The 23,117-nt window shown below is 39.1% G+C and carries 23 protein-coding genes and 1 tRNA gene; 9 read left to right on the forward strand and 15 right to left on the reverse strand.

The features are described from left to right. Window positions 1-339: 339 nt before the first annotated feature. From LS48_RS09340 to LS48_RS09350, 3 genes are all read right to left on the reverse strand, one after another. On the reverse strand, window positions 340-2,307 hold the full coding sequence (locus LS48_RS09340; protein ID WP_062622289.1) for a beta strand repeat-containing protein: 1,968 nt from the start codon (window positions 2,305-2,307) through the stop codon (window positions 340-342). Between the two features lie 407 nt (window positions 2,308-2,714). Then, complete coding sequence (locus LS48_RS09345) at window positions 2,715-4,901, reverse strand: glutamine synthetase III family protein (RefSeq protein WP_062622290.1); 2,187 nt, start codon at window positions 4,899-4,901, stop codon at window positions 2,715-2,717. Window positions 4,902-5,403: 502 nt separating this feature from the next. Beyond that, window positions 5,404-6,357 (reverse strand): calcium/sodium antiporter, encoded by a 954-nt coding sequence (locus tag LS48_RS09350; protein ID WP_062622421.1) that lies wholly within the window; start codon window positions 6,355-6,357, stop codon window positions 5,404-5,406. Between the two features lie 138 nt (window positions 6,358-6,495). On the opposite strand from LS48_RS09350, the gene LS48_RS09355 reads away from it, so the two are divergent. Continuing rightward, window positions 6,496-7,368 (forward strand): hypothetical protein, encoded by an 873-nt coding sequence (locus LS48_RS09355; protein ID WP_062622291.1) that lies wholly within the window; start codon window positions 6,496-6,498, stop codon window positions 7,366-7,368. Between the two features lie 66 nt (window positions 7,369-7,434). Beyond that, window positions 7,435-7,587, forward strand: coding sequence for a hypothetical protein (locus LS48_RS09360; protein ID WP_062622292.1), 153 nt, complete (start codon window positions 7,435-7,437; stop codon window positions 7,585-7,587). Here the strand turns inward: LS48_RS09360 and LS48_RS09365 are convergent. Next, window positions 7,584-8,096 (reverse strand): adenine phosphoribosyltransferase, encoded by a 513-nt coding sequence (locus LS48_RS09365; protein ID WP_062622293.1) that lies wholly within the window; start codon window positions 8,094-8,096, stop codon window positions 7,584-7,586. The two genes, LS48_RS09360 and LS48_RS09365, sit on opposite strands and share 4 nt — an antisense overlap. Window positions 8,097-8,169: 73 nt before the next feature. Here LS48_RS09365 and LS48_RS09370 point away from each other — a divergent pair. Both LS48_RS09370 and LS48_RS15515 read left to right on the forward strand, forming a co-directional pair. Continuing rightward, window positions 8,170-8,243: transfer RNA gene (locus LS48_RS09370), tRNA-Arg, on the forward strand. A 104-nt stretch (window positions 8,244-8,347) separates the two neighbouring features. Further along, a complete protein-coding gene (locus tag LS48_RS15515; RefSeq protein ID WP_165586695.1) occupies window positions 8,348-8,506 on the forward strand; it encodes a hypothetical protein in 159 nt (52 codons plus the stop codon). On the opposite strand, the gene LS48_RS09380 is transcribed toward LS48_RS15515, so the two are convergent. The 8 genes from LS48_RS09380 to LS48_RS09415 all read right to left on the reverse strand — a co-directional run bounded on the left by LS48_RS09380 (window position 8,503) and on the right by LS48_RS09415 (window position 14,854). After that, window positions 8,503-8,778, reverse strand: a complete 276-nt coding sequence (locus LS48_RS09380) for an ATP-dependent Clp protease adaptor ClpS (protein ID WP_045080671.1) — start codon at window positions 8,776-8,778, stop codon at window positions 8,503-8,505. The genes LS48_RS15515 and LS48_RS09380 overlap by 4 nt on opposite strands. A gap of 38 nt (window positions 8,779-8,816) precedes the next feature. Next, window positions 8,817-9,650 carry a 50S ribosomal protein L11 methyltransferase gene (gene prmA, locus LS48_RS09385; protein ID WP_062622295.1) on the reverse strand — a complete coding sequence of 278 codons (834 nt, stop codon included), beginning with the start codon at window positions 9,648-9,650 and terminating at the stop codon, window positions 8,817-8,819. Continuing rightward, window positions 9,650-10,399: a triose-phosphate isomerase gene (gene tpiA / locus LS48_RS09390; protein WP_062622296.1), complete on the reverse strand. Its 750-nt coding sequence runs from the start codon at window positions 10,397-10,399 to the stop codon at window positions 9,650-9,652. The genes prmA and tpiA overlap by 1 nt, the downstream gene beginning before the upstream one ends. Window positions 10,400-10,433: 34 nt before the next feature. After that, a complete protein-coding gene (locus LS48_RS09395; protein ID WP_062622297.1) occupies window positions 10,434-10,913 on the reverse strand; it encodes a TlpA family protein disulfide reductase in 480 nt (159 codons plus the stop codon). A 65-nt stretch (window positions 10,914-10,978) separates the two neighbouring features. Next, window positions 10,979-12,061 (reverse strand): ABC transporter permease, encoded by a 1,083-nt coding sequence (locus tag LS48_RS09400; RefSeq protein ID WP_076692452.1) that lies wholly within the window; start codon window positions 12,059-12,061, stop codon window positions 10,979-10,981. 3 nt (window positions 12,062-12,064) lie between these two features. Beyond that, entirely contained in the window at window positions 12,065-13,777 is a 1,713-nt protein-coding gene (locus LS48_RS09405; protein WP_062622298.1) for a BT_3928 family protein, read from the reverse strand. A gap of 199 nt (window positions 13,778-13,976) precedes the next feature. Then, window positions 13,977-14,225 carry a four helix bundle protein gene (locus LS48_RS09410; RefSeq protein WP_235811023.1) on the reverse strand — a complete coding sequence of 83 codons (249 nt, stop codon included), beginning with the start codon at window positions 14,223-14,225 and terminating at the stop codon, window positions 13,977-13,979. A gap of 71 nt (window positions 14,226-14,296) precedes the next feature. Further along, window positions 14,297-14,854, reverse strand: coding sequence for a DUF1599 domain-containing protein (locus tag LS48_RS09415; protein ID WP_062622423.1), 558 nt, complete (start codon window positions 14,852-14,854; stop codon window positions 14,297-14,299). A gap of 132 nt (window positions 14,855-14,986) precedes the next feature. Between LS48_RS09415 and folP the strand changes: the two genes are divergently transcribed. From folP to LS48_RS09430, 3 genes are all read left to right on the forward strand, one after another. Beyond that, window positions 14,987-15,829, forward strand: coding sequence for a dihydropteroate synthase (folP, locus tag LS48_RS09420; protein WP_078056411.1), 843 nt, complete (start codon window positions 14,987-14,989; stop codon window positions 15,827-15,829). A gap of 89 nt (window positions 15,830-15,918) precedes the next feature. Beyond that, entirely contained in the window at window positions 15,919-16,692 is a 774-nt protein-coding gene (gene cdaA, locus LS48_RS09425; RefSeq protein WP_062622299.1) for a diadenylate cyclase CdaA, read from the forward strand. Window positions 16,693-16,696: 4 nt separating this feature from the next. After that, window positions 16,697-17,533, forward strand: coding sequence for a DUF3667 domain-containing protein (locus LS48_RS09430; RefSeq protein ID WP_062622300.1), 837 nt, complete (start codon window positions 16,697-16,699; stop codon window positions 17,531-17,533). Here the strand turns inward: LS48_RS09430 and LS48_RS09435 are convergent. Together LS48_RS09435 and truA are read right to left on the reverse strand one after the other, a co-directional pair. Then, the gene (locus LS48_RS09435) at window positions 17,497-19,263 is read right to left on the reverse strand and encodes an ABC transporter ATP-binding protein (RefSeq protein ID WP_062622301.1); all 1,767 of its coding nucleotides are present in this window, start codon (window positions 19,261-19,263) and stop codon (window positions 17,497-17,499) included. The genes LS48_RS09430 and LS48_RS09435 overlap by 37 nt on opposite strands. Beyond that, the gene (gene truA, locus LS48_RS09440) at window positions 19,263-20,006 is read right to left on the reverse strand and encodes a tRNA pseudouridine(38-40) synthase TruA (RefSeq protein ID WP_062622425.1); all 744 of its coding nucleotides are present in this window, start codon (window positions 20,004-20,006) and stop codon (window positions 19,263-19,265) included. The genes LS48_RS09435 and truA overlap by 1 nt, the downstream gene beginning before the upstream one ends. Window positions 20,007-20,160: 154 nt before the next feature. Here truA and LS48_RS09445 point away from each other — a divergent pair, with 154 nt between their 5' ends. Next, window positions 20,161-20,655: a metallophosphoesterase family protein gene (locus LS48_RS09445; protein WP_062622302.1), complete on the forward strand. Its 495-nt coding sequence runs from the start codon at window positions 20,161-20,163 to the stop codon at window positions 20,653-20,655. Window positions 20,656-20,730: 75 nt separating this feature from the next. Here LS48_RS09445 and LS48_RS09450 read toward each other — a convergent pair whose 3' ends face one another. Beyond that, the gene (locus LS48_RS09450; protein ID WP_062622303.1) at window positions 20,731-21,141 is read right to left on the reverse strand and encodes a DUF4293 domain-containing protein; all 411 of its coding nucleotides are present in this window, start codon (window positions 21,139-21,141) and stop codon (window positions 20,731-20,733) included. Window positions 21,142-21,344: 203 nt separating this feature from the next. Here LS48_RS09450 and rho point away from each other — a divergent pair, with 203 nt between their 5' ends. Then, window positions 21,345-23,051, forward strand: a complete 1,707-nt coding sequence (rho, locus tag LS48_RS09455) for a transcription termination factor Rho (RefSeq protein WP_062622304.1) — start codon at window positions 21,345-21,347, stop codon at window positions 23,049-23,051. Window positions 23,052-23,117: the final 66 nt, after the last annotated feature.

Raw genomic sequence — 23,117 nt, forward strand, 5'->3', positions numbered from 1 at the left:
TTAAAATTATCGATGAACTGCAAAAAATGGGAATTTAACAGATAATGTTAATTTTTTGTTAAAAATTTATTTCTTCATTTTTGGGCAGAAGTTTTTTCACTTAAATCACAAAAGATAAATTACCTACTCAAAAGGAAACTTTCCTTAGCTGTTTTCTAAAACACTTGTCTTCAATTAAATACCTTAATATACGGAGTCAAAAAAGGAATAGGCCATAACTCTTACATAAAAATCCTTTTGTCAAAAATTATTCTAAAAGCAAAAAGTGCGGAACGCTTAGTGACAGCGCTCCACACTCTTTTAAATTGCAGAAATTCATTTCTACTGTTTATGCAGTTATTAGTTTTGGGTTACCGTAGAGGTATTCATATTACCCAATTGGTTAACGGTACTCATATTGCTCATGCCGGTTTGACCAACAGTACTCATATTGCTATTACCGTTTTGCATAACATCACTGATGTTTAGATCTCCCATTTGTGAGACATCCGATGTATTTGTAGCGCCTAGCTGATTTACTTCTGCTGTATTCCAATCACCTTCTTGCAAGATTTTGGAATGATTAGTAATTCCTCCACTTTGTTCGCTGGTAGCTATGTTATCATCACCAAGCTGATATGTATCTGATTTTTGCATATTTTCTGCCCCCTGTATCTGGATTGAACTATTTCTGTTACCCTCTTGTTCTAAAGTAGCTCGAGATTGACTCGCTTGTTGAGATTCTCCATAGTTATTGTTTCCTGCTTGTCTGAAATAACTTGTACCCGCACGACCTGTTTGATTTTGTACACTCTCATTCATATCGCCAATCTGATCAACAAAGGCTGCATTGGAACTGCTCCAAGCATGTGCCAAAAGATTGGTTTGAGTTATAGTTGCCTTATTTGAATTTCCTAATTGTCCAATACCTGCACTACCAGAACCAGATGTTACGCCTGTATAACCAACTTGCGTAATAGTTCCTATGTTATTATCACCCGTTTGTGTGATTCCTTTTGCCATCATTGTGCCTGATGCTCCAGGAGTTCTCCAAACACCATATTTGGTAATATCATTTTTAAATCTATTCCCTTCCGAGCTCATGGTAGCCTTATTGTCGTTTCCTAACTGATTTACAATCCCTGTATTATCATTTCCATTTTGATCAACATTTGATTCGTTTCTACTTCCCACCTGCTGCACATCACTATTATTGCGGTTTAATTTCTGACTAACAATCGAAATGTTTTCTGTACCATTTTGATTAACAACAGAGACATGGTCATTTCCATTTTGATCTACATCTGAAGAATTATAATTTCCACCATTTTGTCTCACGTTACTGCTATTATCATCTCCTTCCTGCGAAACTTCACTGTCGTTTCCAGTTCTAGCCTGTGCTACTAAACTACCATTATCATTTCCGGTTTGAATTGTCTTACTCTGGTTATAAGACCCATATTGTGAAACTCCTGCACCGTTTCTATCTCCAGTTTGAGTTATTGTCGATTCGTGATTATCACCATTTTGATTAGTGTTGGTATGATTTCTAAAACCAGTTTGGTTTACTTCAGAATTACTGTCAATCCCATTGCTTTGTACAAGATTAGCAGTGTTTGAATCTCCATCCTGTGCAACTGTGGAGGTGTGAAGGCTTCCGGATTGACTTACAGAAGAGTTGTTTTCATTCCCAATTTGGTTTCCAGTACTTTGGTTTTGGTCACCATCTTGAAGAATATCGCTAATGTTATCATTTCCATCCTGCGAAACACCCGAAGTATTATTGTCGCCAGTTTGTCTTACTTTACTATCATTTCGATCACCCAATTGTGATACGGTAGATCCGTTGAATTCACCTACAAGCGTATTGGAATCCCATTGCTCTACTACAGATTTGTTACTATTTCCATCTTGTGAAACATCACTTGTGTTGTCTCGCCCGGTTCTGCTTACAGTTCCGTTACTGCTAATCTGACCTTGGCTAACCCTAGAAGAGTTATTATTGCCACCTTGCTGAAGAACTACACTTGTATTGCGCTCATCTACTTGGCCCACTTTGGAATTATTGTTTCTGCCAATAGAAGTTACGGTACTGGCATTGTCATCTCCACGCTGCTCAACAATAGAGTTGTGGATGGTACCGGACTGTGTAACGGTAGCGGCATTTCTATTTCCTGTAGAAATAACTTCGCTGTCATTGCCACCTCCGCTCTGTACAATCTGGGCATCATTGCTATTACCATCTTGATTTACATCGCTTACATTTGATTGTGCGAACATAAGTGTTCCACACATAAGTGCTGCTGCACTGAATACTACTTTTTTCATAAAGGTTTAAAATTTAAATTTGAGTTAATATTTAGATTCAATAAAATTCATAATACTGCACAGTCCGTTCCTTAAAAGACATACGTATCCCTTGAGAATTGTGCTAATTTTTTTAAAATTTTAGAAATAGACTTTTGATTGAAAAGTCTCTATCGGCGTTGGGGAGATACCGATCAAATAATGATTAAAAAAACAGAGTTTATACCGCTCCGATTTTTATTTTTTCAAATGTAGAAACTCTAATTCATTAAAAAAAACGAACCCCTGAACCTTAAAAATATAAGGCAGAAAACTGTAAGAAAGCGCTTTCAAGGTAAGAAGGTGTTAAGAGTTTCAAATACACAAAAAGACCGTCCAAAAACATTCGAACGGTCTTTAATTTTGAAAAGTTAAATAAAAGTTAATTTTTATTTCGTGAAAAGAAGCTCTCTATACTTGGTTAATGGCCATAGCTCGTCATCCACAAGCAATTCCAACTTATCACAGTGATAACGAATGACTTGGAAAAACGATTTCACCTCATCGCAATAGGCAAAAGCTTTTTTCTCGGCATTTTCAATTTTATTCGCTTTTTTTCGCGACTCTATCATATCTGTAATCCCTTTGTTAATCTTCGCAATATGTTCACTTATCTGTTCAATCAGCTGCATCTGCTCGCCGGCGAATTTTTTAAAATCTGTCCCGTATATATTTTTGAGTCCTTGTACGTTCTCTATCAAAATATTTTGATAACGGATGGCAGTGGGTATAACGTGGTTTCGAGCAATATCACCTAAAATGCGGCCTTCAATTTGAATTCGCATTGCATAATCTTCCATTTCTATTTCATATCGGGCCTCGAGCTCCACTTTGCTCATTATTCCCAATTCTTCAAAAAGTGCAATTGTCTTTTTTGAAACCTTCGCTTTTAGTGCATTGGGAGTAGTTTTGTGGTTGCTCAAACCGCGTTTTTCAGCTTCCTTTTCCCAGGCTTCTCCGTAACCATCACCTTCAAAGCGAATTCTTTTTGAATCCTTGATATATTCCTTTAATACATTGAAGATGGCATCATCCTTCTTCATCTTTTTATCCTTAATTAGAGCATCTACTTCCTTTTTAAAGTCAATAAGTTGTTTTGCCACAATAGCGTTAAGGACGGTCATCGGGTTGGCACAGTTAGCTGTAGAACCAACGGCACGGAACTCAAACTTATTTCCCGTGAACGCAAAGGGTGAGGTTCGGTTTCGGTCTGTGTTGTCCAAAAGAATCTCCGGGATTTTCCCTACAACGTTCAATTTAAGGTCTGTTTTTTCTTGAGGCGAAAGTTTACCACTAGTTACCTTTTCCAGTTCATCCAAAACTTCAGTCAGTTGCGAACCGATAAATGCCGAAATAATTGCAGGTGGCGCCTCATTCGCTCCCAAGCGGTGATCGTTGCCCGCACTGGCTATGGAAGCACGCAATAACTCCTCGTGTTCATTAACGGCTTTAAGTGTGTTGATAAAGAATGTAAGGAACTGAAGATTTTTCATTGGGGTACTGCCAGGCCCCAGAAGATTGACGCCAGTGTTGGTAGCTAACGACCAATTGTTATGCTTTCCACTTCCGTTTACATTGGCAAACGGTTTTTCGTGAAACAAGACCTTGAAATTATGCTTGTCGGCAATTTTATTCATCAAGTCCATTAATAAGGAGTTGTGGTCCACTGCCAAGTTGGTTTCCTCAAAAATAGGTGCCAATTCAAATTGATTTGGGGCTACTTCATTATGACGGGTTTTCACGGGAATACCCAAAAGCATACACTCGGTTTCCAAATGGCGCATAAAATTCAATACACGAGCCGGGATGGAGCCGAAGTAATGATCGTCCAACTGCTGTCCCTTTGCTGATGAATGGCCCAACAAAGTTCTTCCCGCCAAAGAAATATCCGGACGGCTCAAAGCCAATGCACTATCTACCAAAAAATATTCCTGCTCCCAGCCAAGTGTAGCATTTACCTTGACAACGTTTTTATCAAAATATTTAGCCACAGCAGTTGCCGCGACATCTACAACCTGCAGGGCGCGTAGCAATGGCGTTTTAAAATCTAAAGCCTCGCCAGTGTACGCCACAAATACCGTTGGGATACATAATGTAGTGCCGTAAATGAAGGCAGGCGAAGTGGGATCCCAAGCTGTATATCCACGGGCTTCAAAAGTATTTCTGATGCCGCCGTGGGGAAAACTTGAGGCATCCGGCTCTTGCTGTACTAACTGCCCGCCACCAAATTTTTCAATTGCATGACCATTTTCCATCGTCTCAAAAAATGCATCGTGTTTTTCAGCGGTCGCACCTGTTAGCGGTTGAAACCAATGGGTGTAATGCGTGGCACCTTTGGCAATGGCCCATTCCTTCATACCCGTAGAGATATGATCAGCTATGTGGCGTTCAATCTTGGAGCCGTTCTCGATGGCGTCCATAACACTTTTAAAGGAGTCTTTGGTAAGATACTGCCGCATGGCAGCTTCATTAAAAACGTTTTTCCCGAAGATATCGGAACGTCTATCGGGTTCGGTAACTGGAACGGGCACTCGGTTAAAAGTTTCCTTGATGGCATGAAATCGTAAAGTGGACATATTTGGATTTTAGAGTTTGACTTGGCAAAAATAGAAAAAACACATACGCACCCCCTAAATTTTATTAATTATTTACACAAAACTGTCAATATAATTATAAACACCCATAGTTTTTAGGGGTCAATTACGTTTTATTCATATTAAGGAATATGATATTTGTATCCTTGAATTCACAAAACCCATTATGTTTCTTTCATACTTTGTCCTTATACATATAAATTTATCAAAATTTATTATTCAACCCGTATAGCTATTTCAGGACGGGTCACCTAAAACTCCTCCCCACGGATACTCCATAGCAAAGCCATAGCAAAGCCATAGCAAAGTCATTAAAACGTAGGAAAACAGCCCTTTTTTCCTACAAAATAAAATCTATCCGAAAATATAAATGAAATGAGTGGTAAAAGAACCCCTTTAGATAGCGCTTCAACTAACAATACAACACCAAATGAAATATTTAAATGGCAAAACCATTCCTATATTTCCAAAAAATACTTCCGGCTTAAGAAATAATGGTCATCGAAATAAAAATTCCATACGCCAGGACTAATACAATTCCTCTTTTACGGCCTAGTTGAAATGATTGGGGAAGAAATGCCAAGGGAAGCAATACCGCGGCAAAGCCAATCATCCAAAAAATATCATTGGTAAGCACCTCGTTGCTTTTAACGGCTATGGGCTGAATTATGGCGGTAATACCCAATACGGATGATATATTAAAGATATTTGAACCAATAAGATTTCCCAAAGAAATAGCTTTTTCCTTTTTTAGGGCGGCAATCACAGACGCTGCAAGTTCAGGAATGCTCGTGCCCACCGCAATCATGGTTACGGCTATTACACGCTCACTAACACCGAAATTTTCTGCCAAGGAAACGGCCCCACCTACCAAAAACTCACTTCCGGCATAAAGAGCGACGCCTCCTATCAATAACCAAAGAATTATTTTAAAATTGGAAGCCTTTGACAAGCCCTCGTCTATACCTTCGTCAACAGGCTGTGTTCCTCTTTGTTTTTTGGCTCTTCGTATCAAAATCCATAAATAGACAAAAAGCATAAGCAAAAGCGCAATCCCCTCGGATCGGGAAATCTGCATGCCGCTTTTCAAAATAAAGTACAGCGCCACGGAAAGAATCATCATCACCGGCCAATTCAATTTATAGAAATCCTTATCTATGGCCAGTGGCGAGATAATCGCCGTGATCCCCAATACCAACCCAATGTTCGCAATATTTGAACCCAGCACATTTCCTAAGGCAATATCAGAAAAACCATTAAGCGCGGCCTGCAGGCTCACTAAAAGTTCTGGGGCAGAAGTTGCAAATGAAACCACCGTGAGCCCAATCACCATTTTTGAAAGGTGAAGTTTAAAGGAAAGTGCCACTGAAGAACGGACCAAAAATTCACCGCCAACCACTAATAATACCAATCCAAAAAATACTAAGAGATAATCCATAGAATATAGTAAAGGCTGCGAAGATACTAAATGCAAAAAAGAATTTGTTGTATATTTGTTGCTATCCCCCAAAATTTTACTGTGCCCCACGGTTCCCATTTTCTTTTACATGGCACATTCTTTAATTTAGATATACTTATGAAAACACATATCAAAAAAGTGATTCAAAATCTTTCAATCTTTTCTATTTTGGCATTATCCTGTTTCGCTTTTCCATCTTTTGGTCATAATACCGAACCGCGAAATATTCAGAATAAGCTAATTCCAGGGAAACAGCTTACGCTGGTAATTACGAAAATGACAACGCTTGAGGAACTACAGAATATTAAGGAGCAGATGGAGGCCAACGGATTGGGGTTTGATTATTCTAACGTGGTTTATAATGACAAAAACGAAATTATCGCCATAACCATTCGGTATAAGGACGGTAATAACAACTCAGGAAATTATAGCGTGAGCAGCGAGCATCCCATCAATGATATTGTAATAGTTTCTGAAGGAAGCCGGATTTCCATTAAAAGCGCGGGAAGCTCCAATCAGGCTTTTATTAGCCAAGGAAGTGGAAAACGGGATTTGGACGATTCTAATAAAAATTATAATGACCAACGCCGCGCCATGGAAGAAAGAAGAGCACAAATGAAAAAGGAAATGGAGGAAAGACGGGCCGAAATGAAAATGCGCATGCAAAACCGAAGGGATAGCCTGAACAAGGCAAATGGAGCAATAACCAAAAGTACCATGGACTTTAAAGGCTCTCCAAACGTAATAACCAAAAACACTACCGATTTAGAGCTATTGGAGCTTCAAAAGAGCTACGATGCTGCGGATATTTCATTCAAGTACAATAATCTGGAGCGAAATGATAAGAACGAAATAACACATATTTCCATTACAATCGACAACAGAAACGGCTCTGTTTCTACTTCAACTTTTGGCAATGGAAAGGAAGGCATAAAAAACATCACGTTGGCGGTAGATAAACAGTACACAATTATGAAAAGCGCCGAATAGGTTTTAACATCACTTTAAAAACTTTTTATCGATAAATGCCTACATTCATATTCAATTTAAATAAATATGAAGAAGAAATTTTTCAAATTCCTTTCAAAAGTTAATAGCAAGCTGCTTCCAAGCTTCACAAAAAAGGGCGTGGAACTGGAAAAGGCCTCAAAACTTCAAATGGCAATATTCGCCTATAAATTGTGGGTCACAAAAAACGCTTTGGACTAATATTTTAAAAGTGATTTTACGGGATGACTTCTTAATTTTTTAATTCCATTTAAAAATTCAAGTTCGAGCAGAAAATTGCATTGTACAATTTCTCCACCCAACTGTTCAATTAAATTACAAGCAGCCCGTGCCGTTCCCCCGGTTGCCAGAACATCGTCGTGCAAAAGCACACGCTCCCCTTTTTTAATTGCGTCTTCATGAATTTCGAGGGCATCAAGACCATATTCTAATTGATATGGTTCTTTTAAGGTTTTATAGGGAAGCTTTCCTGGTTTTCTGATAGGCACAAATCCCGCATTGAGTTTTTGGGCTAAAAGGGTTCCGAAGAAAAACCCACGGGACTCAATAGCCGCAACTTTGTCAATTTCTTGATCATCTATTAATACCAATAGTTGTTGAACACAATGTTCAACCGCATCACTGTTTGCAAGTAATGGCGTTATGTCCTTAAAATTAACTCCAGACTTTGGAAAATTTTCAATATTTCGAATATATTCAGATAAATTCATTTTTTATAGCATTAATTTGTCTTGCAATTTAAAAAGAAATATATTTGCACCCGCTTAAAGCAAAATATATTACGGCCTCGTGGCGCAACTGAATAGCGCATCTGATTACGGCTCAGAAGGTTCCAGGTTTGAATCCTGGCGAGGTCACAAGTAAAAAAAACCACGTTTTTGAAGACGTGGTTTTTTTATGGCTTAATTTTTACAAAAACTTCAGAATTTTTAAGTATTTTGGTTTCCATAAAATCATCAGAATGACTAAAATCGTAAAAGACTCCGACAACGAAAAAGAAAGAGACTATATTCTTCAGGACAATAAAAAAACCCGCTTTGGCGCAGGTTTTATTATTACTGTATTGATTATTTTAATAATAGCGGTAATCGTTTCAGGCTTGTATTTTGAATGGTTTTAAATTATTTCTGCGCTCAATCCCGCTTCCAACAGCATCGTACAGCGCGGTTTTAATTCGTTAAATTCTCCTGTTTTCACGGTACATTTTCCTTTATAATGCACAATAATCGAGCATTGCTCGGCCTGTTCTGGAGTATGTTCGCAAGCGAAAATTAGGCTGTTAATAACGTGATCAAACGTGTTTACATCATCATTGTAAAGCACAATTTCATTGAGATTGCTCTCCTTTTCTGCAACCTCTACCTCTTCTTGGATTTTTTCTCTGGTACTCATACTATCGTTTGTAAAATTCCTAAAACAAATGAAATTTACTAAATTTTAAACTTAGCCGCAACCCATTTGTTTTTCTCCTTGTTTTCAACGAAGGTAAAACCCAGATTATTGCAAGCATCTTTAATAATCGGCAAATCTTCATTATAAAATCCGCTTAGGTAAAGTTCCCCGCCCGTATCCAAACATTTGCGATACGTTTCCATATCATTCAAAAGAATATTTCGGTTGATGTTGGCTATAACCACATCATATTTTCTTTCGTTCAGCAGCGAGGCATCGCCCAAAAACACTGAAATATTTTTGCAATCGTTTCTTTGAATATTTTCCAAAGAGTTCTCAAAACACCACTCGTCAATATCAATGGCATCCAGTTTTGAAGCGCCGCGCATTTCTGCCAAAATTGCCAAAACCGCCGTGCCGCAGCCCATATCGAGTACCGTTTTCCCCTTAAAATCGTTTTCCAAAATAAACTGGAGCATCATAAAGGTAGTTTCGTGATGGCCCGTTCCGAAGGACATTTTTGGCTCGATTACTATTTCGTATTCAAAATTTTTATTTGGGTGAAATGGCGCGCGAACGGTACATTTTCCGTCAACTTCAATGGGGTCGAAGTTTTTTTCCCATTCAGAATTCCAGTTGATTTGTTCTATTTCTGAAAAGGTATGTTCTATTTCGAATTCCTCAGAATTTAAAATATGAATGTCATCCAAAATATTTTGGCTCCATTCTTCCTTTTGGATGTAAGCCGTAACGCCTTCCTCCGTTTCAACAAAACTTTCAAAACCGGCGTATCCCAATTCGGCAATCAGGATTTCGGTTCCTGATTGGAGCGGGCTCACTTTAAAATCATAACCGATATAAATTTGCGACATTAAAATGAATTTACAATTTTCATAAAACTCTCAACCTTTAGCGAAGCTCCGCCAATAAGGCCTCCGTCAACGTCATCTTGCCCAAAGATTTCAGAAGCATTGTCCGGTTTTACACTTCCTCCGTAAAGAATTGAAACCTCATCGGCTATTGCTTTTGAATAATTTTCCGCAATGGCCTCTCTTATGAATTTGTGCATTTCCTGAGCCTGTTCGGGACTTGCGGTTTCACCAGTTCCTATTGCCCAAACGGGTTCGTAAGCAATAATAATATTTTCCCAAGCTTCGTCAGCAATATGGAAAAGACCCTCGGAAAGTTGCGTTTTTATCAATTCGAAATAGTTTCCTTTTTTTCGGTCGTCCAATTCCTCACCGATACAGAAAATAATGGTCATTTCATTTTCGAGCGCCGTATTCACTTTTTCGGCCAGTATGGCGCTGTCTTCATTAAAATATGCACGCCGCTCGCTGTGGCCCAAAATAACTGTACTTGCCCCTACACTTTTCAGCATTTTTGCGGAAATTTCACCCGTAAAAGCGCCTTCATTGCTCTGGTGCATATTCTGTGCGGCAAGCGCTACGGGATGCTCGCGCAAAGACCGGAAGGTATGGTTCAAATTTGTAAACGGCGGCGCTATCATAACTACCACGTCTTCCGGAAATACCTGCTTTTTCAATTCTACCAAAAACATTTCGGTTTCGGCCAAATCGTTGTTCATTTTCCAATTTCCAGCTACTATTTTTTTTCTCATAGTCATGCCCGCGAAGGCGGGTATCTTTTTAATATTAGTTATTCAGTTCTTTTAAAAGATTTTCATCATTAGTCTCAATGGCTTTGTAAAGGCTGATTTTGCCTTCGGCATTCACAACCATATATCTGGGAATCCAGTCCAAATCTATGGAAGAACAAAAATCGCCCTTCCACCCTGCGGGGATAAAGTAGTTTTCGCCCACAACGCCGTATTTTTCAATGCCGTGTTTCCAGCTTTCGATTTCCTTGTCCAAGGAAAGGAAAAGAAAAACAACTTCCGGGTTTTCCTCCCGCAGCTTTTGCACCTTCGGCATCCCGACGATACAGTCCTTGCACCAACTGGCCCAAATGTCTATAAATACGGTTTTCCCTTTGTACTGTTGAAGTATTTCTGAAAAGCTTATTTCCACATTATTTTCAGAAAGAAACTTTTCGTTCAACGCAGCTTCGGAAAAGGATTTTTGCTGGGCTTGTGCAAAAGTTATAAATAATAGGAAGATGATTATAGATTTCATTATTTTGGGTTTTTAATGTCGTTAATAATGATAATGGTTTTGTTCGTGAATTCCCCCTTTGGGGGTTAGGGGGCTTGCCGACTGATTTTCGGGTCCAGCCAACCATAAATTATATCCACAAAAATATTGATTATAATGAACAATGTGGCTATTACGATTACAGCTCCCATAATTACGGGCAAATCGAGCGTGTTCAGCGCGTTGACGATTTCCTTTCCCAAGCCGTTCCATCCGAAAATGTATTCTACGAAAACCGCGCCCGCAAGCATGCTGGCAAACCAACCCGAAATGGCCGTAACAACCGGATTCAGCGAATTTTTAAGTGCATGTTTTTTTATAATTTGATAAAAGGTAAGTCCCTTCGCTTTTGCGGTGCGAATGTAATCCTGGTTCAAAACCTCGAGCAATGAATTGCGCATCAACTGACTCACAACGGCCAACGGCCGGATGCCCAAAACAATGGCCGGAAGTATCAAATTTTTCCATTGAATGTATTTGCCGTTCCCAAAATCGTCAACTTCGTACAGGCTTCCGGTCATATTCAAATTTGTGTATTCGTGCAGTAAAAAACCGAAAATCCACGCAAAGATAATCGCACTGAAAAACGAGGGAACGCTCATCCCCAGAGTGCTTACCAATTGAATTGCTTTATCGATAAACCCATCCTTAAAAAGCACGGAAATAATTCCGAGGAAAACCCCGATCAACATTGCTATAACAATTGCTGAAACCGCAAGAATAAATGTATTCGGAAGTGTTTCAGAAATAACTTCACTTACCTCCTTTCCATTCTTTTGAAAGGATTCACGTAAATAGGGTGTTTTTAAAACCACGTTTGTATTTCCGACAGAGAATAATTTTGCCGCATTGTATTTCCCTTCGGAAAGAAAGGTGTAATCCTCCGGATTTTTACTGTGGAAGGAAATGGGCGATAAATCATTCAAATACCGTACATATTGCACCGAAACAGGTTGGTCAAAACCGTATTTCTTTTTTACAACGGCAAGTTGTTCCGCGGTTTCGTTTTGGCCGAGCATCATGCGAGCGGGATCGCCGGGAAGGATTGTGAAGAGCAGAAAAATTACGGTCACAACCCCAAACAACGTTAGCAACGCATAACCCAATTTTTGAAGTATGTAACCCGTCACTTATTATTGTTTTATTTGTTCTATGGTGCGAGGCTCATATACAAAGTCGTCGCCAAAAAGAATTTTGGCATATTCCTCAACAGTTTCTTCAAAACCTGCTTCTTTTCTTCTTTGGTTTACGGTTTCGGGGTTTTCAATGGGCCATATAAATGAGCCGCGTGCATCATCGTACGTCATTCCCTGTGTGCCGTATATTTGTGGTTTCCCTTCCATCATCAAATAGCGGTCTTCCATCATTGCGGCGGAAGTTTTGGGTATTTCGCCAGCTTCAGCAGCTTTCTTTACCAATGGTAAATAAAGTGGAATTTTATCTGGGTTGTGTTGCAGCACATTCCACGCAACAAGACTTGATTCTTCACCAACTACAGATTTGCCCGGATAGCCTTTTTGAATAAAATATTTTTCAATAAAAACCATATTTACACTATCCAAAACACTTTGCATTTGCGAAAGATCCCCACTATATTCAGCTTCGGAAAGCCCCATACTTTCACCCAATTTCTTTCTTTCTTCCAAAGATTTTGTCTGCATCAGCGTGCGGTATTTTTGATCCAGCACTGCAATGCTGTCCAAACGTTGTTTCAAGGAAAGATCCAACTTTGGCTTTGCGTTTTCGACTACTGGAAGTTGCAATTTTTGGGCATCGTTCCAGTGAAGCTTTTGTTTTATGGTTCCGTTGTCAAGTTCCAAAATTCCCGGATTGCTGCGCACAATGGTTTTCAACGTGGTTTCATCACAGAAGTAAAATTTGAAATTCAACTTATATTTTTCCGTCAAAGCTTCGGTCATTTCCTGCGATGATGCCGAAAGGCCAATCACGCTATAACCATTTTTTAAGGCTTTATCGGTAATTTCTTTTATAGGAAGGTAACCGTCTTTTTCGGTATTACTCAAGCTATAAGCAATCACAACCACCAGATTTTCTTCATTTAAAAATTGTTCGGTGTAATCCTCACCATCCCTTTCCATCGTAAAATCGTGGATTGGCGGGGTGTAGCCCTCCTGTATCATTTCGGTTTCAGTACTTATCAATTCGCCATCAACCTGTGGGTATTCGCCGTTTGTAGTGATTACTTTTTCTTCACCATTAATGTTGAATTTCCACTTATATTCATAAATAGGACCCGGCGCACCTTCGGGAACTGTCATTCCTTCTTTAATATTCGCGCCAATTTTATACGGACGGAAATCGATTATCGGTAAATGCAACAAAACATAATAGGTGATTCCGAGACAGAAAACGAAGGATGCAAAAATGAGGATGCTGCGTATTCCTTTTGTGAAAAACGGCTGAATATATTTTCTTCCCACAAAAAGAATCAAAATCAAAATTAGGAGCACGATATCTTTTGTGAAAGATTCCCAAGGCGTGAGTTTTATGGCATCGCCAAAGCAGCCGCAATCGGTCACCTTGTTGAAATATGCCGAATAAAATGTAAGAAATGTGAAAAACACGATCATTAGCAACAAGGCCCAAAGTGTGAATTTTTTGAGGTAACCCAATAGTAATGCCACGCCCAGCAGCACTTCAAAAATGACGACAAATATTGCAATCAGCAAAGCATACGGCACCAGAAACCCAAGATCCAAAACTTCGGGAGCGAAATAATCCTTCAGCTTAAATGAAAAACCAACGGGGTCGTTCAGCTTTATCAATCCGCTGATTATAAAAAGTACTCCAACAATTATTCGTGATATTCCTACTAAGTATTTCATATATTTTAAATTCTAATCATTTTTAAAAATTCCAAATTTCAAGTACCTCCCGAAGTTTCGGGACCAAGCAAATTCCAAATTCCAAGTACCAAATTCCAAGGGGCTACTCAAACTTTTTAATTATTGCGGAAAGTATTTTTCTAAGTTCTTCCGATTCATTTATTAATTTGTCCATTTCCCCCATTTCAGGATTACCATTTTATAATAACCGCAACCAATAACGTGATTCCTTTGCTTCTTTTCTTGCTATTTTCAGACGGAAAACAAAATCTTTTTCACCTAAATTTTCATTTGCTTCAATATAATTGGCTCCAATTGAACCCGAGGATTTTATTAATTGCTTTCCATCTTCAACGTTAGCTGTGGAAAACTTTAAAGAACTCATCATTTTACGACAATCATTGGCAAATTGAAAAGTTCTTTCCTCTAAATCATATTTTGAATCCATTTTTATGGTTATAATATTTTCAAAATTCCAAATATGTGCTTTTGGAATTTGGATTTTTTTTATTTGGAATTTTAATTACGCGAATTTTGCGCTGTTTCCTCTAAATGAATCAGCGCAAAAACCGCATAATTTATCATATCCTGATAATTGGCATCAATCCCTTCCGAAACTAGGGTTTTGCCGCTATTGTTTTCAATTTGCTTAACGCGCAGTAATTTCTGAAGAATCAAATCCGTCAACGAACTTACCCGCATATCGCGCCACGCCTCGCCGTAATCGTGGTTTTTGTCCATCATCAACTGCTTGGTTTTCGCAACCTGCTCATCATAAAGCTGTGTGGCTTCTTCCAAGGACAGGTCGGGCTGCTCCACCACGCCTTTATCAAGTTGGATAAGCGCCATTATGGAATAATTTACAATCCCAATAAACTCGCTGGTTTCGTCCTCTTCAATTTTTCGCTCCGCATTTTGCTGCAAACCACGGATGCGCTGTGCCTTTATAAAAATTTGGTCGGTAAGGGACGGAAGCCTGAGAATGCGCCATGCACTTCCGTAATCGTGCATTTTCTTGATAAACAGCTCCCTGCATTGTTCAATCTGGTCGTTGTATTGATTTGAAGTATCCGCCATTAGTGATTTGTAAGATTTTGCGTAAATTTCGCTTAAATAGTTCAAAGTTCAAAGTTGAACGCTCAAAGTTATTTGCCAATCGGCACATTGACTAAAAATTTTTGAATTTTGAATGATTAAAAATTTAAAAAATTGCAGACCCTTAATTGCCGCGGCACCCTTATAGACCTTTCCATTCCAAAAGTAATGGGTATTATTAACGTAACGCCCGATTCGTTTTATGACGGCGGGAAAACGTTTTCAGAAAAGGAAATTTTAAAGCAGGCCGAAAAAATGCTTTCCGAAGGTGCTACATTCTTGGATGTTGGCGGTTACAGCACTCGGCCGGGCGCTGAGGAAATTTCAGATGCCGAAGAAATTAGAAGGGCTGTTGACGCCGTTGAATGTATTCTGAAAAGATTTCCCGAAACATTGATTTCCGTAGATACGTTCCGAAACGAGATTGCAAAAAAAACCGTGGAAGCCGGAGCAGCGATTGTGAATGATGTCTCCGGCGGAACTTTGGACGCCGAAATGTACAATATCGTTGAAAAGTTGAAAGTGCCGTACATTTTGATGCACATGCGCGGAACGCCAAAAACGATGGCAAAACTTACCGATTATAAAAATGTAACCATTGAAGTTTTAAAAGATTTAGCCGAAAAAATCGCGCTCGCCCGTGCATCGGGCATCAACGATATTATTGCCGACCCCGGTTTTGGCTTTGCCAAAACCCGCGAACAAAGTTTTCAGCTTTTGAATAATCTGGAACTTTTTCAAAATCTAAACGTTCCAATTTTAGCAGGTATTTCAAGAAAATCTATGATTTATAAAACCTTGGAAACTTCCGCGGAAAATGCTTTAAACGGCACCACTTCGCTCAACACCATCGCGCTTTTAAAAGGAGCAAAGATTCTTCGAGTACACGATGTAAAGGAAGCGGTTGAATGTGTGAAATTAAGGGGTGAGGTTTGTGGGATGAGGTATGAGCGATAGAATTAACCCAAAAAAACAATTGCATCAATAGAAACAACAGTTTCAAAAGAATCAATTTTTAAACTACTTTTACAAAAAAACGCACACCCTTGGATTTTCTCGACATTCGGATTATAGATATTGTGGACATTGTGCTGGTGGCATTCCTGCTGTATTACCTCTATAATTTGGTGAAAGGCACCGTTGCCATCAATATTTTGGTGGGTATTATCATTGTTTACGCCATTTACGTAGTTACCCAACTTTTGGAAATGGAGCTTTTGAGCAAAATTCTCGGCGGTTTTTTGGGGGTCGGTATGTTTGCTTTAGTGGTGGTTTTTCAGCCGGAAATACGAAAATTTCTGTTGATGTTGGGCTCTACCAATTTCAACGCACGGCGAAGATTTCTTAAACAGTTTAAATTTTCAGGAAATGACTCTACTCTCAAAACAAATTTAGACGGAATTATTGCAGCTTGCAAAAAGATGTCAGCTTCGCACACCGGAGCGTTAATCGTTCTCCAGCGCAACAATAGCCTCGATTTTGTAAAAAACACGGGCGATGAAATGAACCTAGAAGTTAACCAGCCCATTATTGAAAGCATCTTTTTTAAGAACAGCCCGTTGCACGATGGCGCTATGATTATTGAAGAAAATAGAATTACGGCAACCCGGGTTATTCTGCCCGTTTCAAATGACAAAAAAATACCGTTGCGCTTTGGACTTCGGCACCGCGCAGCCGTTGGTATTACTGAAAAAACCGATGCCGTGTGTTTGGTTGTTTCCGAAGAAAACGGTCAGATTTCATATTTAAAGGATGGCGATTTTGTACTTTTTGAAGATACAGAAGAGCTTATGAAGATTTTAAAAAAGGATTTAAGCTAAATACATGAATTGTAAGAATTGCGGAAAATCACTTTCAGAAATAGATAAATTCTGTAGTGAATGTGGAGCACAAGTGGTTAATCAAAGATTGACCTTAAAATATCTTTTTACAGAATTCTACCAAGTATTTTTTAGTATTGATTCCAATAGACCACTACTTACTTTTATTGATCTTTTTAAGAAGCCTGAAGTTGTTATTGGCGGATATATCAATGGAACACGAAAAAAGTATATAAACGCCTTTGGTTATTTTACCATTGCCGTTACCATTAGCAGTTTGTTTTATTTTATAGCATTCAGATTCTATCCTGATTTGTTTGATGGCACTTTTGATTTTTCTCAAAATAATGATGCACAAAAAGAATTTGGAAAAAAATTACAGTCATCAGTTTTTGATTATCAAAACTTATTGTTTTTTGCAGCCATACCTCTTTTGGCGTTTTTGTCGTGGATTGTTTTTTATAGAAATAAGTATAATTATGCCGAACATTTAATAATAAATCTATATACCTATTCACAAGGTTCCATTGTTGCGATAATATTGTACATATTAACTATATGGAATAAACAATTATTCAATTTTATAGCAATCGGCGTTCTTTTTGTTCAAATACTTATATATGCTTATGTACTGAAAAGATTGTATCAACTGACGTTTCTCCAATTAATAAAAAAAACATTGTTGTTTATCGTTATCCTAATACCATTATACTTAATTGTAATCGTCATTACACTTTTTATACTATATCTATTAGGCGATTTGAACGGATTTATTGATGCAGAAAAAGGAAATGAAGCCATTGGTTATATAGCTTCCTCTGCCATAAACTGTACTTCATAAAGATTTTTATAGAGACCGTTTTCCAATTTCAACAATTCTTTATGCGTGCCTTCCTCCACGATTTTACCGGCGTCCATCACTATAATTTTATCGGCTTTTTTGATAGTTGCCAATCGGTGCGCAATTACAATGGAGGTTCGGCCTTTTGTAATTTTATCTGTAGCTGTTTGAATCAATTCCTCGGAATACGTATCTACGGAAGAAGTAGCCTCGTCCAAAACCAAAATGCTGGGCTTGCTAACATAGGCGCGTAAAAATGAAATGAGCTGCCGCTGCCCCGAGGAAAGCATGCTGCCGCGTTCCTTCACATTATAATGATAGCCATCGGGTAGCGATTGTATGAATTTATGGACACCTATTTCCTTTGCCGCCGCTATTACTTCTTCTTCAGAAATGTTTGGGTTGTTCAGCGTAATATTGTTCAAAATTGAATCGGCAAAGAGGAATACATCCTGCAAAACCACAGCTATCTGCCCCCGAAGTGACGCCAGTTTATAATCCTTTAAAGAAATACCGTCAATCAAAATATCGCCGCTGTTTATTTCGTAAAAACGATTCAAAAGATTGATAATCGTACTTTTTCCGGCTCCGGTAGCACCTACTATGGCAACCGTTTCACCGGGATTTGCCTTAAAGGAAATTCCCTTTATTACTTCTTCACCTTCATTATATCCAAATTGTACATTTTTGAATTCAATCTCTCCCTTGGTGCTGGTATAATCAACCATTCCAGTATCAGCGATGTGCGATTTGGTATCGAGAATTCCAAAGACGCGGTTCGCGGCCACCATCCCCATTTGAAGGGTGTTGAACTTATCGGCAATCTGCCGCAGCGGTCTGAAAAGCATTTCGGCATATTGAATAAAAGCAGTAATTATACCCAATGTAACAAAGCCCCCGCCAATCACATTCAAGCCTCCGTACCAAACTAACAATCCTGTGGCCACAGCTCCAGCGGTTTCAGCAATAGGGAAGAAAATAGAGTTGTACCAAACGGTTTTTATCCAAGCCTTTCGGTGATCTTTGTTTATTTCCCGAAAACGCTCATATTCGGTTTTTTCCCGGGTAAAAATCTGAACTATTTTCATCCCCGTAATGCGCTCCTGCACAAAGGTGTTTAGGTTTGCAACTTGGTTCCGTACGTCTTCAAAAGCAACTTTCATCGCTTTTTGAAAAACACGGGTTGCATATAAGATAAAAGGCAAAACAATAAAAACAATGAGCGACAATCGCCAGCTTTGGTATAGCATAAATCCAGCGATTACGAGCATTTTCAATAGGTCGCTAATAATCATAAACAAGCCTTCGCTGAAAATACTGGAAATGGTTTCCACATCGTTCACGGCACGGGTGGTCAATCTTCCGACGGCGCTCTTATCAAAATATTTCATCTTGAAACTCATCATCAATCGGAAGAGTTTTTGGCGCATATCGCGGATTACACTCTGGCCGAGCCAGTTGGTGTAAAATATGAAGGCGAACTGGAAAATTACTTCCAGCATGAGTACGACCACCATTAAAATGATGTACTTTATAAAACCGTCGCCATCTTTGGGAACCATAGAATTGTCTATGGCCAACTCCAAAAGATAGGGTCGCAGCACGGCAAGGCCGGACATTATGATTGCGGCAAAAGCGACAAAATAAAACACAAGCCGATAGGGCTTTGTAAAAGCCAGCAATCGCTTAAAAAGCTTAAAATCGAATGCGTTTCCTGTGGTTTCTGCCATTATAGTTTTATGTTATCGGGGTAAACAACTTTCGTCAAATACAAACCGTGCGCCGGCGCGGATGCCCCCGCTTCTTCCCTACTTTTACTTTTCAATATTGCCTTAAAATCTTCCAGCGTAGTCTTTCCGTAACCCACATCCAAAAGCGTCCCGACTATTGCGCGGACCATATTTCGAAGAAAACGATCTGCGGCAATGGTAAAAATAAGCCTATTATCCGTAGCTTCCCAAAATGCTTTTACGATGGTGCAATTGTACGTTTTTACATCGGTTTTGGAGCGGGAAAAGCATTGAAAATCTCTATGGGCCAATAGCAATTCAGCGGCTTGGTTCATCCAGGGTACATTTGGCACATTGTTAATCTGAAAGGCAAAATCCTGACTAAAAGGATCTTTGCCGACCGAAATAACGTATTCGTACTCCCGTTCCACCGCGTCAAATCGCGCGTGGGCATCTTCCTTTACTTCAAAAATATTCTTTACTGAAATATCCTTCGGAAGAAAGGAATTCATTCTAAAAATAAATTCATCAAAATTTTCAATTTTATCACTATCAAAATGTGCGAAAAGCTGTTTGGCGTGCACACCAGTGTCAGTTCTGCCAGCGCCCGTGAGCTTTATTTCCTTCCGAAGCAAGGTTGAAATGGTCTCCTCCAACACTTGCTGTACACTAATCTGTTCGGGCTGGCGCTGCCATCCAAAATAATTTTTCCCGTTATAGGCTATTTCAATAAAATATCGCACTTGCATTTTTTCAGAATTGACAAAATTACGATTTACTTTAAAGAGTTTAGAAGTTTGGGAGTTTAAAAGTTTAGAAGGTTGGCTGAGGGCTGTCCTTTTATTGAGACAAAACCAAAATATTAAATAACTTCGCTACATAGAAAAATAATCTATTTTGAAAAAAATCCTGCTCCTTAGCGACACCCATAGTTATATAGATGAAAAAATCCTGAAATACGTAAAACAGGCTGATGAAGTATGGCATGCAGGCGATATTGGCGACCTTTCGGTAACTGATGCCATCAAAAAACTAAAACCGCTTCGCGCGGTTTACGGAAATATTGACAGTACGGAAGCTCGGATGGAGTTTCCACTCCACAACCGTTTTATGTGCGAAGGGGTTGACGTGTGGATTACGCACATTGGCGGCTATCCGGGAAGGTACAATCCGTCAATCCGGCAGGAAATTTATTCCAATCCACCAAAAATCTTTATTTGTGGGCATTCACATATTCTGAAGGTCATGCCCGATAAAACAACTGGACTGCTTCATATGAATCCAGGTGCCGTGGGAAAACATGGTTTTCAAAAGGTACGCACGATGCTGCGTTTTGAGATTGATGGGGAAAAAATACTAAATTTGGAAGTTATTGAATTTGGGAATCGTTGATTCGGGATTTGAGAAACAAAAAACCCCCGAAGTTGGCATACTCCGGGGGTCTTGCACTAATATACCAAGATCGGTTTAACGTAAACGATCGACAGATTTTACGAGGTCCTCATCCCTTTTTATGGCCTTGTTGGCCAGCACTAAAAATACGATAGAAATGATGGGAAAAAGTACCCCAATACCCTTCTCTGAAACAATAGTTTCTCCGGATAACGTTAGCAACCTGTAAACGAAAACTCCCAGTAATACAAAGTTTGATATGATGTTCAAACGGTTGAGCACAAACTGCAACTGCCGTTTTTTGAAACTTAAAATTGAAATTATTGCCAACGCAATCGAAACAAATATCAGCCCAAAAATCAAGGGCTCACTCCGTTCCATAATTACAGAACCATCAGTGCCAATCACCACTGGAAACCACATAAATAAAGCTCCCATTACAATGGCAGAAACGACTAAATAAATGGTTTGGATGCGTTGGATCATTTTTTACAAAAATCTATTCTGCAGCAAAAATACTGTTTCTTTTTAAAAAAAATAACGGTGGTTTTTAATTTATTGTTGTATTATTGCAGTAACAATTCGTAACCAACTCAATCAAGGTTACTTAGTCTTCGAAAAAATTTTCAACGTACTTACCTTCTCAAAAGGAACACATTTGTATCAACATTAACAACAGTATATTCTACATGTTTGAAATTTCAGAATTAAAAGAAAAAAAGCTACCTGAATTACAGGAAATAGCCAAAGAGCTTAATGTGCCGAAATATCGCACTCAAAAAAAATTGGACTTGGTATATCAAATTCTCGATTACCAAGCTGCTAACCCAAAAGCGGTTAAAGCAGTCATTAAAGCCGAAGAGTCATCTACAGAATCCAAGAAAGAGGAAAAAACTTCTTCTACAAGTGACAATGCAGCCAAGGACCAAAAACAACGTCCTCAGAAAAATGAGAATAGGAACAAAAAACCTCAACCTCAAAAAAAGCATCACGATAAAAAAAGTGATGATGACAAAAAACCTGCAGACGATAAACGTTCCGGCAATGACAGAAATGACAAAGACAGGAAGGACAAAAAGGAAAGCGATAATAAACCGCAGCACCAAAAACCAAATTCCAACAATAACGACAATCGTCAGAAAAACCAACGCAACGACAATAACAATCCTGACAATCGCCAAAAACACCAAGGCCACAAACAAAAAGATGGCAATGTGCACGACAACAAAAGCAACGGAAATAAAGACTCCCGCAACCGTTATAGAGAGCCAGACTATGAGTTTGACGGTATAATTGAAAGCGAAGGCGTGCTGGACATTATGCAGGATGGCTACGGCTTTTTGCGTTCCAGCGATTACAACTACCTTTCATCACCCGATGATATTTACGTTTCCCAATCACAGATTCGTCTTTTCGGATTAAAGACTGGAGATACGGTTTTGGGCGAGGTGCGCCCGCCAAAAGAAGGTGAAAAATATTTCCCCTTAATTAAAGTGAACAAAATAAATGGCTTGAACCCGAACGTGGTTCGCGACCGTGTTTCTTTTGAACATTTAACGCCGCTTTTCCCTCAGGAAAAATTCAACCTTGCAGACAAGCAAAGTACCATTTCAACACGAATTATTGATCTTTTTGCACCTATCGGAAAAGGGCAGCGAGGCATGATTGTTTCGCAACCAAAAACAGGTAAAACCATGCTGTTGAAAGATATTGCAAACGCAATAGCAGCAAACCACCCAGAAGTCTATCAAATTATTCTTTTGATTGACGAACGCCCTGAAGAAGTTACCGATATGCAACGAAATGTACGTGGTGAAGTGGTTGCTTCAACCTTCGACAAAGAGGCCAGTGAGCATGTTCGTGTGGCAAATATTGTAATTGACAAAGCAAAGCGTTTGGTAGAATGTGGCCACGATGTGGTAATTCTTTTGGATTCCATTACACGTTTGGCGCGAGCTTACAACACAGTCCAGCCTGCAAGTGGTAAAATATTAAGTGGTGGTGTAGATGCAAACGCACTTCACAAACCAAAACGTTTCTTTGGTGCCGCCCGTAATATTGAAAATGGTGGCTCACTAAGTATCATTGCAACCGCTTTGACTGAAACGGGTTCTAAAATGGACGAGGTGATTTTTGAGGAATTTAAAGGAACCGGTAACATGGAACTTCAGTTGGATAGAAAAATCTCCAACCGAAGAATTTTCCCTGCTATTGACCTTACTTCTTCAAGCACGCGACGTGACGATTTACTGCTTGATGAAAACACCATTCAAAGAATGTGGGTATTGCGCAAATACCTTGCGGATATGAACCCAGTGGAAGCAATGGAATTCATCAACGACCGAGTTAAACAGACTCGAAACAACGAAGAATTTTTGATTTCGATGAACGGATAAAGTTCTTTAAAACAACCTAATTGAGCCCCTCAAAGTCTTGTGGGGCTTTTTTTATGACTTATAAAT

Source organism: Aequorivita aquimaris, assembly GCF_001573155.1.
Classification (GTDB): Bacteria; Bacteroidota; Bacteroidia; order Flavobacteriales; family Flavobacteriaceae; genus Aequorivita; species Aequorivita aquimaris.

Excerpts from the sequence above, each read along its gene's own strand:
- LS48_RS09340 (WP_062622289.1), bottom strand. The coding sequence starts at position 2,307 with ATGAAAAAAGTAGTATTCAGTGCAGCAGCACTTATGTGTGGAACACTT.
- LS48_RS09345 (WP_062622290.1), bottom strand. The coding sequence starts at position 4,901 with ATGTCCACTTTACGATTTCATGCCATCAAGGAAACTTTTAACCGAGTG.
- LS48_RS09405 (WP_062622298.1), bottom strand. The coding sequence starts at position 13,777 with ATGAAATACTTAGTAGGAATATCACGAATAATTGTTGGAGTACTTTTT.
- LS48_RS09430 (WP_062622300.1), top strand. The coding sequence starts at position 16,697 with ATGAATTGTAAGAATTGCGGAAAATCACTTTCAGAAATAGATAAATTC.
- rho (WP_062622304.1), top strand. The coding sequence starts at position 21,345 with ATGTTTGAAATTTCAGAATTAAAAGAAAAAAAGCTACCTGAATTACAG.
- LS48_RS09360 (WP_062622292.1), top strand. The coding sequence starts at position 7,435 with ATGAAGAAGAAATTTTTCAAATTCCTTTCAAAAGTTAATAGCAAGCTG.
- LS48_RS09365 (WP_062622293.1), bottom strand. The coding sequence starts at position 8,096 with ATGAATTTATCTGAATATATTCGAAATATTGAAAATTTTCCAAAGTCT.
- LS48_RS09350 (WP_062622421.1), bottom strand. The coding sequence starts at position 6,357 with ATGGATTATCTCTTAGTATTTTTTGGATTGGTATTATTAGTGGTTGGC.
- prmA (WP_062622295.1), bottom strand. The coding sequence starts at position 9,650 with ATGTCGCAAATTTATATCGGTTATGATTTTAAAGTGAGCCCGCTCCAA.
- LS48_RS09415 (WP_062622423.1), bottom strand. The coding sequence starts at position 14,854 with ATGGCGGATACTTCAAATCAATACAACGACCAGATTGAACAATGCAGG.
- LS48_RS09410 (WP_235811023.1), bottom strand. The coding sequence starts at position 14,225 with ATGGATTCAAAATATGATTTAGAGGAAAGAACTTTTCAATTTGCCAAT.
- LS48_RS09435 (WP_062622301.1), bottom strand. The coding sequence starts at position 19,263 with ATGGCAGAAACCACAGGAAACGCATTCGATTTTAAGCTTTTTAAGCGA.
- LS48_RS09395 (WP_062622297.1), bottom strand. The coding sequence starts at position 10,913 with ATGAAATCTATAATCATCTTCCTATTATTTATAACTTTTGCACAAGCC.
- LS48_RS15515 (WP_165586695.1), top strand. The coding sequence starts at position 8,348 with ATGACTAAAATCGTAAAAGACTCCGACAACGAAAAAGAAAGAGACTAT.
- tpiA (WP_062622296.1), bottom strand. The coding sequence starts at position 10,399 with ATGAGAAAAAAAATAGTAGCTGGAAATTGGAAAATGAACAACGATTTG.
- LS48_RS09450 (WP_062622303.1), bottom strand. The coding sequence starts at position 21,141 with ATGATCCAACGCATCCAAACCATTTATTTAGTCGTTTCTGCCATTGTA.
- LS48_RS09355 (WP_062622291.1), top strand. The coding sequence starts at position 6,496 with ATGAAAACACATATCAAAAAAGTGATTCAAAATCTTTCAATCTTTTCT.
- LS48_RS09380 (WP_045080671.1), bottom strand. The coding sequence starts at position 8,778 with ATGAGTACCAGAGAAAAAATCCAAGAAGAGGTAGAGGTTGCAGAAAAG.